We start from the raw sequence: 17,432 nt of genomic DNA on the forward strand, positions 1-17,432 counted from the left end.
GTTATTTTTAGGGGGATTACCCTCTTAATTCGTGAGGACAACAAGGAAAAGAATAATTTCTAATCGATTAAAATCATTTTGAATTAAGTTCACTGTCTAATATTTTTTACTGAGAACGAAACATTTGAGTTTGCTCACTTTTGAACATTGTTTTTGCGTGGTTTTCTTGTCCAGTGATATTAATGAAATATTGTAAGCGTGGCAATAAACTTGGCTTATGTGAAATAAAATCAATAAATTCATTGGTGTTAAATCCATATAATTTTTTTTCATTTACTAATGTTATGAAACGCTTCATGCCGCTCACAACATCTGTTATCAGACTTTGTTTGGTGCCTAAAATTATGTTATTGGGATCAGTTAATATGGTTGGTGGCATGCCATTTTTAACCAATAAATAATTTAATAATAACATAGAAAAAGTGCGGGTATTTCCATCACTAAAAGGATGTAGCTGCTCACATGATTGGATAAAATCAATAATAGTTTCTAACTTTTGCAATGGCGTAGTAGCCTGACTTAATGAAAAGTCACATTTACTAATAAATTGCTGCATAGTTCTTTCTAATGTTGCTTGAGTATCGTTAGGCTGATAACTTTGCATATAGCGGAAATCAGATTTTTTTAAGCAGGTATGCACAATTGAAATGACCTCATCTATAGATTGGCACGTTAGTAGATTATTTAAGTAAGGCTTTAAATATCGAAAGGACATATTTTTCTCGTGATCATTGTCTCCTGTGCAATACTGTTTAAAATGCTCTATATCTCTCGTTGTTTGATTTTTTAAAATATCCTCCATGTCTTTAAAAAATGCTCGTGTAAAATTAAAACCTTCTGAGCCACCACAAGACGCATGTAAATAAATATCTTGTTTGCTTGAATGCTCTGAAAGCAATTCTTCCACAAACTCTTTAATACCTTGCTCAGACAAGTTTATACCCGTTAAACTTGAGTCAGTAATTCTAAAATCACCCTTGGCATTCATATTATCTGAGTTATCATAAAGTAAGTTAGCTACCTTGTCTGTTGCTAGTTGATGTATACGCTTTATGGTCGCAATGCTAAGGGTATTTTCTTTTTGGAAAAGCTCATCATAAGCTTGATACATAGCTCTTAAATAACCAGGCTCTGTTAATTCAAAAGTAAACCAGGCTTTATCTAGTTTGATTAAGTCACCAATGGTTAAATCGTTCATCTCTTCTTCAGATAAACACCAAGATAAAGTAAACCCTACTGACATATAAAGTGTACTGTCTTCCAATTTTTGACATTTTTCAATTTCCGTAATGTATTTTTTTACTGTCAGTGATTGATAATTCATAGCACTCCGTCCATTTGGAAGTTTGCTATTAAACATAGGACATTTAATAAGCCCTCGACCATTCTGACGACAGCCATCTACAAATAAACGCCAAACTTCTTGGCTGGGGATATTATAACGTAATGTCGTTAAATCATTTTCTGCAAAGGATGCAAAAAAAGAAATACAGTCATTAAGTGCTTCTTGAACAGATTTATTTTTAAAAAAATCAAACATATGAATTTTATATTGGTTAAGCAATGTGTAAATTATAGACCAATAAGATTATAGCCTCTTGATAACACCAATTGAGCAGCCTCTTGTTAAACTCCAAACTAAAATATGGTATCTTTCTTTTTGATTCATTGCCTTCACTCTATTGGTTATTTTAGAACTATAAAAATGTCCGGGCATATTATGCCGCTAAAAAAAGTACCGCTTCAGGACTGAACCGATACTTATTACGTAATTGAATTATGCGAGGTCAAAATCTATGTTGCGGCGAATTATGACAATCAGTTTTATGGAATAATGGACTGCTATCTGCCCTCTTCTCCGTTAAAAGTTTTTTTCAATGCTATTGTTTGAGTCGTTCGCATAATACATAAGTGTTCTGCCTGTTTTATCTCTTGCATTTACATTTACATTTACCGATGCTAACAAATCTCTATATGGCCATACAAATGCATCTCATCGATTATGATTCTGAATGAGAAACTCCAAATTATTATGGTTGTCTGTCCATGCTGCTTCATTGTTAGTTAATGGAGCGCTGAATATACTTCTTGCAGAAGTTCCATATTGTGAAGCTCCATGACGGTCTGTGTTATTTGTTTTCATTGATAATTCTGCAAATTGCGGCTTGACCTTTTCCCAGAGATAATTTAATAACTTATCCCTACTCACACTTGATAACTTGCCAATATCAATTTTCTGCAATTGAAATTGCGTCTCTAATTGTTCAAATGCAACACGGGCTTGCGGACATTTTGCCAATACACTTTCAAGCGAAAGCTCACAATCCGCTCCTAACCGCCATCCTTTACGTTGCTCCCAAGTGGAATCATTTGTAACCGGTGCGGGCAGATACTCAATAAAGGTTGCAGTGGCATCTTTTCTAGCCCATTCAAACTCAGGCTCATTCGCTACACGCTCTTTTAAAGCCTTATTGCTGATCAATCCTAAGCAAGCAGTATATCCCTTTGCGATGTCCACAGGAGGAGTAGACTTGGTAAAATTAAGCAAAGTATAAACGTTTAACTCTGGCTCACCGCCAAAGAGTATCTCTGAACCGTAAAATGCGCGATAATAATCATTCATTAGCAATTTGTATGCACAATTTAGAACTCTTAATACATCGGGATTGCTTTCATTTTGCACATGTCTTTCATAGTGTTCAATTACCACTTGCTCAGTAATCATACTTAGATTGGTTAAGTCAAAGGGGATTCCTAGCAATTCATAAAGTAAAGGTTGCTGTATTTGTTCAAATTTAACCTTTTCTCTATATTTAATAATCTCGCAGGCATATTTGTCATCCCCCTGAGCAGTGATTGGCTGCACTGCAAACAGCGTGTCCCAGTCAGCGGTTTCAGACAGCATAAGCATATTGGCTACTCGCAAGTAACCTGTCGTACTCGCAAGCAAAAATAAATAATTACCTAAGTAGACGGCTTCGGTAACCCTTCTTTTACCTTTGCAAAATACAACGCTTTGACCTTGTTTCAGGACACTCTGGGAATGATGTGGATCGACATTATATTGAATAGTATTTGTTTTTTGTAATTTATACCCATGAAGATAAGCTGGGAATTGATACTCTTTAGAAGCCTGGAAACTGAGCAAATAGTGCTTAAAGGATTCCGCCTGCTCACGCGATAGTCTTGGTAAAGATTCTGCTTCAGCAACGTTTAATTTTTTTGCTGATTTGAGTTGGTGTGGCGCTACCATATCTTTATCCGTTAAGGACCACAGCTGTGAAAGTTGATCATGCTGCTGTAGCCAGGCAACATTAGCAATGTAAGCGACTCCCCCTTTTAAATCAATATTAGATAAATAAAAGTTCCCACCAAGATATACACTTAGATGTATTAATCTAGTCTGTGAGTCGGTAAGATATATAAAGTTATTTTGATGCTGAATTAAGTGTCTTTTTCGCGTATAATCAGGGTTTAAGAAAATTGGCGCCTGGGAGTCTTTTGAAGCTGCCTGCAGTTCCAATTCTTTTATATAATCCGAGTACAGTTCCAATCCTTTTATAATATCCAAGTAATCGATTAAGCCTGGGGGTAATTCTTTAAACTCATCGGATTGCATCGATTGTTCATTAAAGGTGTGTATATTAAAGCGTATGGCAAGCCCGTTTCCCGTATACATTCTTAAACCACCAATCCTCGTATGCCTGGGGAAATGGAGGGTGTCACTTAGATATTTTTTCGTTCCTCCAAATGAAACAGAGGTCGGAAGATAAGGATCCTGATTAATCAAACGATCAACATCATTACCAATATGAATGACTATATCGCTCGAATGAAAGTCTGGAACTTGTGATAAGGCCTGTTTATACCGGGGCTCACTTTTTATTTTTTGTTCTTCAGCTGGTGTGAATCTTCCATAATGTTTTAACAGAGCAATAAAGGCTTCAAAATCAGCAATGACGGATGAAGCATGCAAAGACTCAAAGCTTAAATTTAAAATACGTGCAACAGACCAATCATTTCCTGCAAGCAGGGAAACATTATATTCGCTTCTGATTATTGGATCTGAAAGAAAATTAAAGATCCTTTGTGTTAATCCTAAAAACACTTCAGCTTGTTCCTGAGGCAAATTTGTTTTATCCGGATGGAAATGTCTTGAGGCATGTCTGTAAAGAGTATTGATTGCCTGAGGTGATAGTTGTCCAGGAGATTCACAATTGGTGTTCAAAGCTCTGTATGCAAGCCCATTTCGTAAATAGGTTTTATTCCTAAAAGATCTGTGAATACTTGATTTGCTACTTATATGATTCGGCTCCAGATATATTTTTGAGACCACAGTAAGGTAATCGCAGGGATACACTGCCAGCAAAGCCTCCAGAGTATAGATACCTGGATGCAATTTACCATTCTTTGAGAAGTATAATCCGTTTCCCAAAGAGACCGCCGAATGGATGAACTCAGCATTTTGTCTCATTCCGAACTCACTCGTTTGATTAACAAATTGAACTATGTCTCCTGGAGTTTGCTGAGATTCCTGAGAGGTATTTAATTCCATCCCATAGTCTTCTACAAAAGCATCAGTTTGCAACATAAAGGCAAATTGATGGCAGGTAAATTGGGTGTGTAAGTTGTAGAGTCTATTGAAACCAGTGAGATATTTTAGCAGATTAAAAGAAATATCTTCAGGTAAGTCAATTGGCTCATCATCATACAAAACAGTCAGATTGCTAGCATTTGCAAAGAAATCTACTGGTAAATGATAAATACTTCCAAAGAACACACTAAGGGTAGTTTCAAAGGCTTTTTCTAAATAAACAATCTTTGTTTCAAAATAACCATCATCCGAGTTTTTAGGTATCCTTAATTCTAATAGACTCATCATCACCTTAAATCAAATAAAAAGAGGCTGTATTTTGAACCATCTGATCAAATTAAGTTACCGTATTTTTTACCGTAATATATGTAGAAATTATATGATTGCATCTTGTTAATTGTTTAAGCGTACCCCAAAAATCATTGGGCAATAGTCAGCCTCTACCTATGACTTTCTCCAATGTATTGCCGGTTGAAAATTTTCCACAGAAAACAGGGTCTACCTGCGCACTGAGAGTTCAGAAGCTGCAGATAAGTTATTCTCTTTATTTTTTGATATGGCACAATTCAATTCATCGATATTAATTACCTCTTGATGTAATTTGAGCTGAGTGAAATTAATGATTTGTGCTAAAGTGCCCTCAGGGTTTACGTTCTGTCCTGCAGATAGAAGTCGGGATCTTAATCCTTCCAGAAGGAATTCGATATCAAGGTTAGGTTTGGGTATAGTATGGAGAAAATTAGAAAGTATTAAACCCTTTACCGTTTCAACATGATGTTGGTTCCATTTACCACTTACCACTCGAAAAAATCGTTCTCGAAGAGAGGAGGTTCTACTAGTTTCAAATTGTATATAATCTGTCATCAAATTTAAAAAGAGAGACAGTGGATCGTTATCAAGACTTGAAAATATCTCTTCATATTGCTCATATTTTGACTGATGTTTAATTTTCGGTAACGTCTTATTTATAGATAGATGGTCTTCATAAACATCAGCAAAGCGTTGTGTAACCCTCCCGTAAAATAGCACCATTCAAAAATAGAGTTTCTCCGGCATAATAGGCAAGAGGAGGAGAAACGATGAAACGCAGCCGATTTACAGAGCATCAAATATTAAATATTTTAAAATATGTAGAGAATGGCCGTCTGGTAAAGGATGTCTGCCGTGAGCATGGAATATCCGATGCCACGTATTACAACTGGAAAGCTAAATATGGCGGGATGGAGGCCTCAGATATTAAACGAATGAAGCAACTTGAGGAAGAAAATGCAAAGCTGAAACGGATGTTCGCTGATTTGTCGCTGGAAAACCGTGCGTTGAAGGATGTGATAGAAAAAAAGCTTTAAAGCCGGCAGAGAAAAGGGAAATGGCTGATTATCTGGTAAATGAATACGGCATGAGTCTTAGACAGAGCTGTGCCGCCTTAAGCCTGAGTCGCACAGGTTACTATTATCAGCCGGCAGTAAATAAGGATGAGACGGTGATTAAAGAGCTGATGGAAGTTACCGAACGCTATCCGCGTTATGGCTTCAGGAAAGTGTTTGTCAAACTGAGGCAGGCGGGGTTTACATGGAATCACAAAAGGGTTTACCGGGTTTACTGTGAATTGCAGTTGAATATCCGCCGTAAAGGAAAGCGGAGATTGCCTACACGCAACCCAGAGCCTCTTGCGGTTCCCGCTACAGTTAACCATACTTGGTCTGCTGATTTTATGAGCGACGCATTGAACTGTGGCAGACGATTCAGGACATTTAATGTGGTTGATGATTTCAACCGGGAAGCACTGGCCATTGAAGTGGATCTGAGCCTGCCTGCCCGACGGGTTACCCGGGTGCTTGACAGCATTGCTGCCAGTCGAGGATATCCGGCAAAACTGCGTCTTGATAATGGGCCTGAGTTTATCTCTCTGGTATTGGCTGACTGGGCTGAAAAACACGGAGTTACTCTTGAGTTTATTCAACCCGGAAAACCTACTCAAAATTCATTTATTGAACGGTTTAATCGAACTTATCGCAATGAAATACTGGATTTTTATTTGTTCAGAAATCTCAATGAAGTTCGGGAAATAACCGGGAAATGGATGAAAGAATATAACGAAGAAAGACCGCATGAATCACTGGGAGATCTGTCACCATTTGATTATAGATTGATTAAAAATAAGTCGGAAAACTCTAGTTTCGGTTGGCACTAATAAGGGGAGGTTTACAGTTGGCCCTGAGCAATAGAGATAGTATCTATTTTAGATGCTAATGGTAACAATATGAGTTATTGTCAAATCTGGTGTATGCCCATTAGGCGGCCACTCTGTCTGACTGTTTACTAATTTGTACTCCATCTACAAATTTCACATTATTAATAACCAAAGTTAATAAGTTAAACCCTCTGATTTTAATCCAGCGTTTTTGAGCGACCTCCATCAGTTTAAATACCATGGCCAAAGTGGTGTCTCTAGAGCCGCAGTTTCTAGACTTATGAGTTCTCAAGCGTACTGTGGAGAAGGCTGATTCAATAGGATTAGTTGTCCGTATGTGGATCCAGTGCTCTGCTGGAAAGTCATAGAAAGCCAGCAGCTCCTCTTTGTCTTTGACAAGGCACTCCATGGCCTTTGGGTATTTAGCACTGTAGAGCGCAACTGTATTATCAAACGCCTTATAGGCATCTTCTCGCTTTTCAGCCATCCAAATCTCATGTAGCGAGGCTTTTACCTTAGGCTGCATAGACTTGGGAAGTTTGTTCAACACATTAGCTGTTTTGTGCACCCAGCATCGTTGATGCCGGGTTTCTGGATAAACCTTGCTTATCGCTCCCCAAAACCCTAAGGCACCATCCCCAATCGCTAATTTAGGCGCTGTAGGAAGACCGCGTTGACGTAAGTTTAACAGCACTTCTTCCCAGCTAGCCGTTGATTCCCGATAGCCATCACAAACGGCAACAAGTTCCTTTAATCCGCTCTCGGTGACACCAATAATCACTAGAAGGCACAGTTTATCATCCATACGAACCTTGCTGTAAATACCATCTGCCCACCAATAAACATAGCGTTTGCTCCTTAAATCCTGGCGCTGCCACTCCTTGTGCTCATCAAGCCATTTTTCCTTTAAGCGGGATACTGTATTGGCCGATAAACCTCGCGCACTCTCTCCAACCAATGCCGATAAGGCATCCGTATAATCACCCGTGGATAACCCCTTTAAATACAGCCAGGGAATGAGTTCTTCCAGGCTTTTAGTACGTCTTAAATAAGGCGGCAATAGCTGGCTGTTAAAGTGAATGCCTGAGCCACTGCGGTCCCTTACCTTAGGTACCTGAACTTCCACCTCGCCGATTCCTGTCTGAATCTGGCGAGAAGGCAGATAACCATTCCTAACCACTGAAGGACGGCCATCCAGTAAACGCACTTCAGAATAGGCTGACAGCATCTCGGATAACTCCGCTTCTACTGCTTTTCTTATTAATTCCTTGGCTCCTTCCCTTAACACCTCAGTTAACGGGTCTTCTAGACCTCTTTCTCTCTCTGGTGCTGACGCAAGCTTTAGACTACAATCCTTCATGGCGTATCTCCTTTGTTGATTTTTGTTCCCGCTAAGAACAATCAACAGAATACGCCACCTAACTTAACTTGTCATACACCACTTTCGACTATAACTCTAACAATATTTTATGAAGTGATTCTAATTCATCACTGAAGTTCTTTGTATTTATGCTTACCATGGCAGATTTAAGTATTTCGTCACAAGGCAAATTGTTCTCTAAATGGAATAGCTTGTGTAAATACCACAAATATAGGACAGTAAAATTATTAGGTAGAACTTCTTTATCCAGATCTTTGCTTACTATGCGTATAGGAGAACCTGCCAACGAAAAGCTAGCGAAATGGATTTGCTCTAATAATTTAAATAGGCACCAGGAAAGAAGGTGTCTATTCTGGCTCTTAATAGCAAAAACTGTATATTGACCTATGTTTTTTAATCTTTCTTCGGGAGAAACATCATAAAACAAATTAGTTTGTGATATATTGTTTTTATAAAAGGTAAATCTCATCTCCAATCTCAGACTTGAGGCTCACTTCCTTTCCATCAAGAGTAATCGTTTCAAATAATACAGATGGGTGTTCTAGTTGACCTTCTAAAACCTCTAGAAATTCTTTCATAATAATTTACCATAGCTTAAAGATGCACATTATATCACACTGTACAAAATATATATTATTCTATATTTTGGCCTTATTAAGAATTCTACCCAGCTCACCCAAATCAAGCGTTGGCTCAATGTTTTCTTGAGAGTTAGAGAGGGTATAACGTTTTGCAAAAAAACATGAATGATTAAATTCGTATTCGACCAGGTCTTTGTTTAATTTTTTAAAGTGCTCCACATTAATTGAAGTTTTGCTTTTGATTTGTTCAGCTAAAGCTTGTTTTCTTGCTGCCAATCCAAACTGACCAAATGAAAGAACTAACTTGCCATATGCTATTAGCTTATTACCCAATGAAGTGTATTGGTTCAAATCTTTCATCAAAGTTTTCGCTACCTGTTTCCTGCGTTTGGCAGATTGTCGTTCTATTTCCGCTTGGTGGAGTGTCATATCCACAGCTAGATTAACTGCTTGCTCAATATTTAGCCCATCTTTCGCCGATGTTTCGATATAGCTAACATTATAATTTTGGTTTCGCAAATTAGTTATTATACGTTTCATAAGATTATGGTCGCAAGGAGACTGATCAGCTTTGGTGACAAGCAAAACAATTGGCTTTTGGGGATAATATTTTGCAATCCTGTTAATATGAAATTCAGTACTTTCTATCCAATTGGATTTTGTTTCGTCTATTTGCGATGCGTCTAAAGTAATAAAAAAAGCATCTACGAGTTCATCTCTAGTAATTGGCTGAAATTGATTTTTTGAATCAAAAAATATACAAAAGTTTTCATTCTTATAGGGATGAAATTTAGCTCTTTTTTCTGTAAGAATATGAGCACGTGGTTCATAAAAATCAAGCACTGCTTTATCTATAAAACATCTTCTACCTGTATTCTCATCGCCTACAACTATAAAATGTAATTTCTTATATAATTCTCTTATCTTCATATTGTCACTATTTTATTAAATGTCTTTAAACTACTCCATTCCCACACCAGATCTTGCCTTAATTTTTCTTAGAATTTAGCGCTTCAAAAACAAGCTACAGATGCAATAATACATGACAATTTATACATATATTACGGTAAAAAATACGGTAACTTAATTCATGGATATTATATATACTTCTTGAACAGATATTTATCAAAACATATAATATCGAAACTTATTTATTATCATTTTTTTAAAAGAACTTTAATTAATGAATGGAGAATTTTTATGCCCCATACTACTCCTGGTGTTCAACCAATAGATATCAACAAGCTGTTTGACTATATTCAAGCCGGAGACTTAGATTCAATTAAACCTCTTGTTAAGCAATATAAAGCATTAAAAGGCTGGCTCTGGATACATGACGATGACAAGGCCATTATATGCGCGGTGCGTGATGCGATTTTATTAGGCAATATTGATATTGTTCGTTATTTTATTGAAGAAGAAGAATTTAATCCAGATGTCTCTGCTTACATTGAAGGTAGGTCAGGTTGTTTATTATCCTTGATTTCTTTTGCAGTCAAAGCAGGTTATTTAGACATCGTTAAATTGTTGGTTGAAGCAGGTGTTCCCATTAATGGCCATATAAAAGATATCAATGGCGTTTCTTGGGCTAATAATGCTGGTATACACATGGCAATCAAAGAGAATAAAACTGAAATTGCTCTTTATTTATTAGACAAGGGAGCAAACGGGGTAGGTTTTTTTGATATGCTCGCTAATGAAACGTTTCTAGCACGAGCAGCGGTTAATGATAACGAGCCCCTAGTTGAAGCTTTAATTGCTAAAGGGGCCAGTGTGAGAGATGCTCTTACGATGGGCGCAAGTGTGGGAGATGCTATAAGCAGTCCGGTTAGAAAATATAGAAACATTATCTATGCTTATGAAAATCAAATTATGTTCCAAAAACGTAATAAAGATCATCATTTAAAAGAGTTAGGTAGACGTAATAAAAAGAAAGAACATCATACCGAGGAATTAGCTAAATGTAATAATAATATAAAAGAGTTAGAGGACGAACTTGAAAAAATAAAAATTAAGCAATATCAATTTATGAAATTATTGCTAGACCATGCTGTTGGCATGGAGTTTCCAGCCCAAAAAGAAAGTTATGGTAGCTCAAAAAAAACGATATTAGCTTTTTTAGATGATTTAGATATTAGTGGTCTTAATTTCGTTGGCGTGTCTGTGGATGGTGTACCAGTAACTCGCAATTTATTAACAAATTTAGGGTTTACCGGCGCAGATAAAGCTTTATACACTTTAAACGATGTGGCAGCCCTCACTGAACCAACACGTAGAATAGCTTTAATCAACCGTATAAATCAAAAAATAAAACAGTGTGGCCGTATTGATTTAGATGGGATTTTAAATTTAGTTCCTTTATGGCAAGCCGCCGCCATAGGTGATGTCAACACCGTAGTCGTCCGCTTATCAGCTGGTATTAGCCCCAATGAAAAAGGCAAAAATGCTTCGTTTGCAGAAGTTTATCCCATTGTTGTTGCTGCTGAAAAAGGACATTTTGAGGTTGTAGCTTTACTTGCTAACCATCCAGATATTGATAAAAAAGATGTGGTTACCGCTATTTTAAAAGCTAAGGAGAATAAATTTCTTAATATCGCTAATTATCTTGAGGAGCACCAAGAGGTTAATACTCAAGATAAAGAAGGTAATACCTTATTGCATGAAGCTGCTGCTAAAGGCGATATTGACGCGGTGAGTAAATTATTAGCACGTGGCGCTGATGTCACGATTACTAATAAAGATGGCGATTCACCATTAGTCCTAATAGCGAAATTGGCTGAATTTTTAAAAGAATCGGAATCGGAAAACCATTTGAAAGTGATGAGGCTTTTACTTAACCACGTTAAAAATAATCAAGCCTATATTAATGAAGTTTGTGCGCACGCGCTGAACCACACAATTAAAGGAGGAGCTGTACAAGCTACCGATTTACTCTTATGCGCTATGACTGAAAAACCTTTAGTTGAAGGCATTGATTTGAAGAATAACATTATTACTTATAACGCATGGTACAGTGAATTTGTTTTTAAAGCTTTGGCCTCACGCAATCCCATTGGTCTTTTAACGGTGCTTAAAAAACATGGCGCTGAATTTAATAGTCCCAAAGATAGGTTTTTTGGCCGCACTTTGTTACACAGTGCTATAAGTAATCTTCCTTCTTTTAATGAATTGATTCGTAGAATTCAAAAAGCTAAAGATCTGGTTGCGAACCGTGAACTATATCAATCTGATCCAAGACACTCTGCTCACGAATTACGAGACATCGCGAACTATGAAAAGAGACTAGGTAAAAATATTCTGCAAAAAGATGAACAGGAATTGTTTGATACTGATCCAGAAACCTTTGCTGACGAATTAGAAGTTATTTACTTTCTATTAGATAATGGTGCTGATGCAAGCATCGCCGATAATCAAGGCTTTACACCAATGCATACCTTAGCATGTATAAATTGGCAACATTTATGGAAAGGATATGAACAAATTATTGACCGCTTATTAGACTGCCATGCAAATTTTGAGGCTCAAGATAAGGATGGGAATACCCCCTTGCATTGTGCCGCGCGTATCGGAAATGTTACTGCGATGACTTATTTGAAATTGATAGGGGCTAACCTTGATGTGCTAAATAAAAATGATAAAACGCCATGCCAGCTATATGGAGATGAAGGTTTTTGGCGTGCATTAGCAGCACTCCGAAAACGCAAAGTAGCGTCAGCAGCTACTACTTCTATAGCCTCCTCCCTGGCTACTCTACGCCAAAGTGGCAGCCCATTACATCAAAAGGATATCACCCAGATTGCCCCCAAACCTGAGGAGGTTGATACGATGAGTATGGATTTGTCATAAATGATAATCCATTCCTCACTTATTTCACGCTAAAAGGACCTTTTATCTTATTGTGTTAAATGGTCCTTTTATAAATAATTTTCCTAAGAGGGATTGGGAGTGATATAGTCGCTCTTCTCAACTCCCCAATGGATTAAAATTCAGAATAAGGAAGAAGCTGCAGATGTGGAACGTGACGATTCCTGGCTCGTGACCTGTGTTAAAGATTTCGAAAATAACTCATATCGCCTCTGTTTTATATGACTTCCAGCCTGCTCTACAGCTTGAGTTATAGGGGTCATGTCAAAATGTAAATGCTCTGCAAAATCCTTACTGTTCTCAACTATCAAATCAGCCCTCTTTTTAGAGGGTTTGACATACTCTTTATACATAGGTTTTACAGTTAGTTTATACTGTTTTACCACTTCAGCAGGAGTGAATCCTCTCTCTTCAGTATCTCTCTCTAGCCGTCGAATAAAACATAAATCAGAGTCGGTTTTTACAAAAATCTTAGTATTAAACAATTTCACCAGACAATTAGGATGTAAGACTAGAATGCCTTCGACTATAATAAATTTTTTGGGTGTGACTTCTTTTGTTTCTTCCATACGGCTTGAGGTTTTAAAATCATATAATGGAATCTGAATTGTTTCATTTGATTTCAATTTACTTAGATGTTCAGCCAAAAGCTGAAAATCAATTCTATCGGGGTGGTCCCAATTGACATCGCGCTGTTCTTCTGGTGGGATTCCTTCCAAATACAAGCCTTTATAGTAATTGTCAGCCGAGATAATTGTACAATTTTCCTCACCGTAGTAAGCGCTAAGTTTTTTGGCAATTGTTGTCTTTCCGGAACCAGATGCTCCAGCGATTCCGATAATGGTAACTTGCATATATACTCCTTCCCCAATTTTCACATAGATTTTTTGTTAAGATGCTTGATAACTGCGGTGCTTCCACGGGTCTTAGTTATATTCAATTGCTTTCTTTTAAAAAAGGATTGATAACTGTTTGCAAATAAGGATTGTGCTTCCTCTTCTTGCGTTGAAAACAGGCATTCCAAATGTAATTTATCATCTTTCGCGATAGTTGCACTGTTAGCAGTCAATTGTAAAGTGTTACTGGTTGTAATCATTGTTTCTGAAGGCTCAGGTCTGTAAGGTTTTTTACTGGGATAATTCCGTAATAATTGTTTTAAGCCTAGCATTTTCATTTCCTCATACACTTTCTCTTCTATTTGAGTTGCGGTGATGGTTGTTTCCATATTTTTTGGGGTTTTTATGCGTTTTGGTTCAATCAAGGCTTTAGTTAACGCTCGCTTGCTTCTAATTTGTTCTGCTAAACACTGCTTTTCATGGTTGATATCGCAAGACTTTGCAAGGTCTGCTTTAATCAAATAAAGTTGTTTAAATAATCGCTCTAATAATGGGTATAAATCAGACTTTTCTTTCTCAATAGCTCTTAGCAAGGTATTTGCTGTATGAATATGTCGATTCGATACATAGGGCAAGGGTATTAATCCTTTATTGTCTTGAGGATAGTTTGCTGGGGGTGATTCGACTGCAACATGGCCGTATTTATTATATAATAGTACCAATTTATTTAAGAAATCTCGATCTCCTGTCGTTGTGTAGATTTTTTGGGTAAACATTATAATTTCAGTTTCTATAAATTCTATCTCTGATTTTTTTATAAATTTGAGCACCCTGGAGCTTTTCACGTAATCCAAGTCTTGTTCTGCAGTTTCAAGCAACCGCAATAACTGCCTTGGAGATGTTTCTGTATCGATAGACTTAAGCAGGTTATTTAATCTATATCTATTATAATTAGGGAATGGGGTAATATAAGAACCATTAAGCGCCTGCTTTAATTCAGCGATGGCTTGTGCCTTTCCATTAAGGCTTGACCCACTTCTCTCTAAACCGTATGATATTCTTGTTGATTCTTGAGATATAATCCTACTCAGCACTCGGTAAATTAATGGATCAAACTGGTAATTCATATGCGCTTGGCTAATCCACGCGTGGAGTCGCCAAACCAAAATAAATGATGCATCCCTACTATCGCTTTCTATTAAATTACGTTTTAGAGTATCAAGTTCTGTAAGTCCCCAGGGATAGTTGTCTCTATTTTGACATCGTGATTTCAACGAAGTAATTTCATCAATAATATCTTGATTATCGACAGCAAATGACTTTTGGAGTTTAGCTAAATATTCGGGTGTACACTTTAAATCAGCTGGCTGAAACTGTGCAAGTATTCGAGCTTTTTTGCCCTTTGTATCTAATAAAGCAAGCACAAGCTTTAATTCATCAACATTTGTGATTATTAGTTTAAGATTCACCGCAAGCAAAAAGTCAGTCTGTAAGTTCTCGGGGATAAATGACCAGTATCTATAAAGAAAAACTCGCGAGCTTATCCTCTCTCGAAACCATAGAATGGTGGCTCCTTTATCACTGGCTGGCATTTTTTGTATCAATTGCTCAAGGAGCGTTTCACTGGTAACCCAGGCTCTCAATTTTTTTTTATTCGAAGCATTTAACTCAGGCAATAAGCGAGGACACCTGGACCATTTGTCTAGCAGCTTCAAATAATCAGCGAATGACCCTGTATTTTCGGACCATTTGACAAGCAGTCCACTCATTACAATATTAGGAATTCTCAAGAAGTGGGTTTCAAAATTGTCAGGGGTTATCTTTTGGTAACAAAATTTCAGGAGCCAATTGTTTAGGAAACGTTGGCAATTGTAACGGAGCTCTGCATAAAAGCTTAATGCTTCCTCAATGTCGTTATCAAAATATTGATCCAGGTCATTTTTTAATGCACGAAGCAGCCCCAATATAGGACCACCGCCACTAAAACGCTGGGCTATGGCTTTCAAATCAGCTAAACAGTGGACTTCATCCTTGAGTTTGGCAATCAGAATTTTGTTAAGTCGATCCCTCAAGGCTGGTTTCAATGGATATCCCACATTATGAAAACTAAGTCGCGTTTCAATCTCAGTGCTCATTTTTTTTAATAAGCGTTCGGTAATAAATTTTTTCTGCTGATCTTCCGTTAAGGCTGCCAGATAAATTGGGTTAGTCTTTTCAAATCCATCAGCACGTGGGCTAATATGAGGAATCGCCGCATCTAATAAGTCAGGAATCATAGTTAGGGTGGCCAAGTCCTGAAAGCTGTAAACACAAGGGGAAGCAAATTCCGCTATCTTGTCAACACTAGTGCCAACTGCCCGCATGAATGTAATCAATTCGCTAAGAATGAGTGGCGTTTCAATTTCAAAAACAGGCCCCCTTCTTTTAATCGCATTCAGGGTGTTTTCAAGTAAATCCAGAAGAGAGTTTTTAATTTGCGCCTTTGATTCTCTCTGGCTTGTACCTAAAACACAATTGTCGTCCAGCCCATAATCAGACAGGAATTTATTGAGGGTATGGGCTATTCGAACAGCACACTCTGTAAGCTGGCTTTTTTGAAGTGCTGCCCATTCCTCTTCTTCCAATGGACAATCGGGTACACTGGCAAACAGTCGAAAAAAATACAATGGCAAAGGGTATCCTGGAGACTGACATCCTCCCTCGCGCATTAGAAATAATTCGTTTTTGATTTCTTTGGGAAGTGCGCGCCAGATAGCATAAAACTCTCTGATAGGCTCTGTTACCAGCTCCAGTTTCACTTCGGCTATTGTATCGATAATACCCGCATCCAGATTTGATCTTTCGAGAATATGCTGCGCCAGATTTTTTATGGCAAAACCCAAACTACCGTTATCATGCTGCTGCTTATGAACTTGAAATAGCTTATCCATCAACCGATTACTGGATTCACCTGCCGCTTGCCTTATGTTCCACAGATCCTCGCTTTGTACTGAATACCGGAGTTTTAATGAATTGTCTTGAAAATCAGAAAAAAGACAATTGGTATCAGCAACCGCATCGATATAAATAGACTCAATGGGTAACAACATGCCCTCTTTTTTTGCCAAAATATAGTTATGTACAGGGAAATGTCCATTATCCTCGGTTTCCTTCTTTAAACTGCCGGTGCTTGCGGGTATACGGCCAATTTGTTTAATTCCTGGCATCAGAACCTGGCAAATCGCTTCATCTTCTCCGGCAATTTGCTCTGCAATTTGTAAGCAAAGTTGATTAATTGGCAAAAAAGGATAGCGCGGATAAGCCCAGCCTGTTTTTTTAATAAATAGCCACCGTTCTTTTAAAAAAACTCGGATAGAATGTTTGGCTTTATCGCTCGAACCCTCAGCCATCCAACCGGCAATACTTTGGAGATGTTTGTAAGAAAAAGCCGATTCTTGCTCCATAATTTTTTTGATTGCAGGTGGTATGTGGGAGGGAAATACCATAGGTTTGTTGATATAGCCTGAAACTAATTTCTTTAATAATTTGGCTGTCAGCATCTATCATATTCCTTTTAAAAAACAAAACGCTAATAATAACACCTCGATAAAATATAATCTTGCCGGGCTTCCTACCTTAGAATGAATGCCGATGCGATTGTATTTGCAGCTTCTCATCCTCAAACAAATAGGTTTGGCTATTGGGTAAGCCAAGCTGTAAAAAACCGGTGCTGTTCAAATAAGCACGGTAGACCTTGGCTGCCTGCTGCGCCGTGGGATTATTAGTATCAAAGGCGTCTAATGCCATAGCAAGATCACATGGAAAAGACCAACGCGTGAGCCAGCTTAATTGATTTAGCCGTAAAGATGCAGATTGATGTCATTTAAAGTAGCGTCATTCATTCAGGTGCCCCCAAAAGTCAGGCCACTAACGCGTTCCACACAATAATCACATCCATCATTAAGAGCAGTTTCCTCACTCTAATGATGAATCTATATCATTAATA

11 protein-coding genes are annotated in these 17,432 nt (G+C 37.7%); 2 read left to right on the forward strand and 9 right to left on the reverse strand.

The window, feature by feature from the left end:
• Positions 1 to 106: 106 nt before the first annotated feature.
• The 3 genes from DYH42_RS09500 to DYH42_RS09510 all read right to left on the reverse strand — a co-directional run bounded on the left by DYH42_RS09500 (position 107) and on the right by DYH42_RS09510 (position 5,626).
• A complete protein-coding gene (locus DYH42_RS09500; RefSeq protein WP_131793039.1) occupies positions 107 to 1,540 on the reverse strand; it encodes a Fic family protein in 1,434 nt (477 codons plus the stop codon).
• A gap of 453 nt (positions 1,541 to 1,993) precedes the next feature.
• A complete protein-coding gene (locus DYH42_RS09505) occupies positions 1,994 to 4,882 on the reverse strand; it encodes a hypothetical protein (RefSeq protein WP_131793040.1) in 2,889 nt (962 codons plus the stop codon).
• A gap of 210 nt (positions 4,883 to 5,092) precedes the next feature.
• The gene (locus DYH42_RS09510; RefSeq protein WP_058522203.1) at positions 5,093 to 5,626 is read right to left on the reverse strand and encodes a hypothetical protein; all 534 of its coding nucleotides are present in this window, start codon (positions 5,624 to 5,626) and stop codon (positions 5,093 to 5,095) included.
• 47 nt (positions 5,627 to 5,673) lie between these two features.
• Here DYH42_RS09510 and DYH42_RS09515 point away from each other — a divergent pair.
• Positions 5,674 to 6,785, forward strand: a protein-coding gene (locus tag DYH42_RS09515; protein WP_115316899.1) for an IS3 family transposase whose coding sequence is annotated in 2 segments (ribosomal slippage) — positions 5,674 to 5,926 and positions 5,926 to 6,785 — 1,113 coding nt in all. Because the reading frame shifts where the segments join, the coding sequence is not laid out codon by codon here.
• Between the two features lie 100 nt (positions 6,786 to 6,885).
• On the opposite strand, the gene DYH42_RS09520 is transcribed toward DYH42_RS09515, so the two are convergent.
• From DYH42_RS09520 to DYH42_RS09530, 3 genes are all read right to left on the reverse strand, one after another.
• Positions 6,886 to 8,145 (reverse strand): IS256 family transposase, encoded by a 1,260-nt coding sequence (locus DYH42_RS09520; protein WP_058506442.1) that lies wholly within the window; start codon positions 8,143 to 8,145, stop codon positions 6,886 to 6,888.
• 470 nt (positions 8,146 to 8,615) lie between these two features.
• Positions 8,616 to 8,744, reverse strand: coding sequence for a hypothetical protein (locus DYH42_RS16850; protein WP_272946868.1), 129 nt, complete (start codon positions 8,742 to 8,744; stop codon positions 8,616 to 8,618).
• Positions 8,745 to 8,804: 60 nt separating this feature from the next.
• Positions 8,805 to 9,677 carry a P-loop NTPase family protein gene (locus DYH42_RS09530; RefSeq protein WP_058523397.1) on the reverse strand — a complete coding sequence of 291 codons (873 nt, stop codon included), beginning with the start codon at positions 9,675 to 9,677 and terminating at the stop codon, positions 8,805 to 8,807.
• Between the two features lie 270 nt (positions 9,678 to 9,947).
• Here DYH42_RS09530 and DYH42_RS09535 point away from each other — a divergent pair, with 270 nt between their 5' ends.
• Complete coding sequence (locus tag DYH42_RS09535) at positions 9,948 to 12,593, forward strand: ankyrin repeat domain-containing protein (RefSeq protein ID WP_058523396.1); 2,646 nt, start codon at positions 9,948 to 9,950, stop codon at positions 12,591 to 12,593.
• Between the two features lie 140 nt (positions 12,594 to 12,733).
• Here DYH42_RS09535 and udk read toward each other — a convergent pair whose 3' ends face one another.
• From udk to DYH42_RS16590, 3 genes are all read right to left on the reverse strand, one after another.
• Complete coding sequence (gene udk, locus DYH42_RS09540; RefSeq protein ID WP_058523395.1) at positions 12,734 to 13,465, reverse strand: uridine kinase; 732 nt, start codon at positions 13,463 to 13,465, stop codon at positions 12,734 to 12,736.
• A gap of 20 nt (positions 13,466 to 13,485) precedes the next feature.
• Positions 13,486 to 16,986 carry a hypothetical protein gene (locus DYH42_RS09545; protein WP_058523394.1) on the reverse strand — a complete coding sequence of 1,167 codons (3,501 nt, stop codon included), beginning with the start codon at positions 16,984 to 16,986 and terminating at the stop codon, positions 13,486 to 13,488.
• A gap of 76 nt (positions 16,987 to 17,062) precedes the next feature.
• Positions 17,063 to 17,233 (reverse strand): hypothetical protein, encoded by a 171-nt coding sequence (locus DYH42_RS16590; protein ID WP_157062387.1) that lies wholly within the window; start codon positions 17,231 to 17,233, stop codon positions 17,063 to 17,065.
• Positions 17,234 to 17,432: the final 199 nt, after the last annotated feature.

This window comes from Legionella birminghamensis (assembly GCF_900452515.1).
Lineage (GTDB): Bacteria > Pseudomonadota > Gammaproteobacteria > Legionellales > Legionellaceae > Legionella_C > Legionella_C birminghamensis.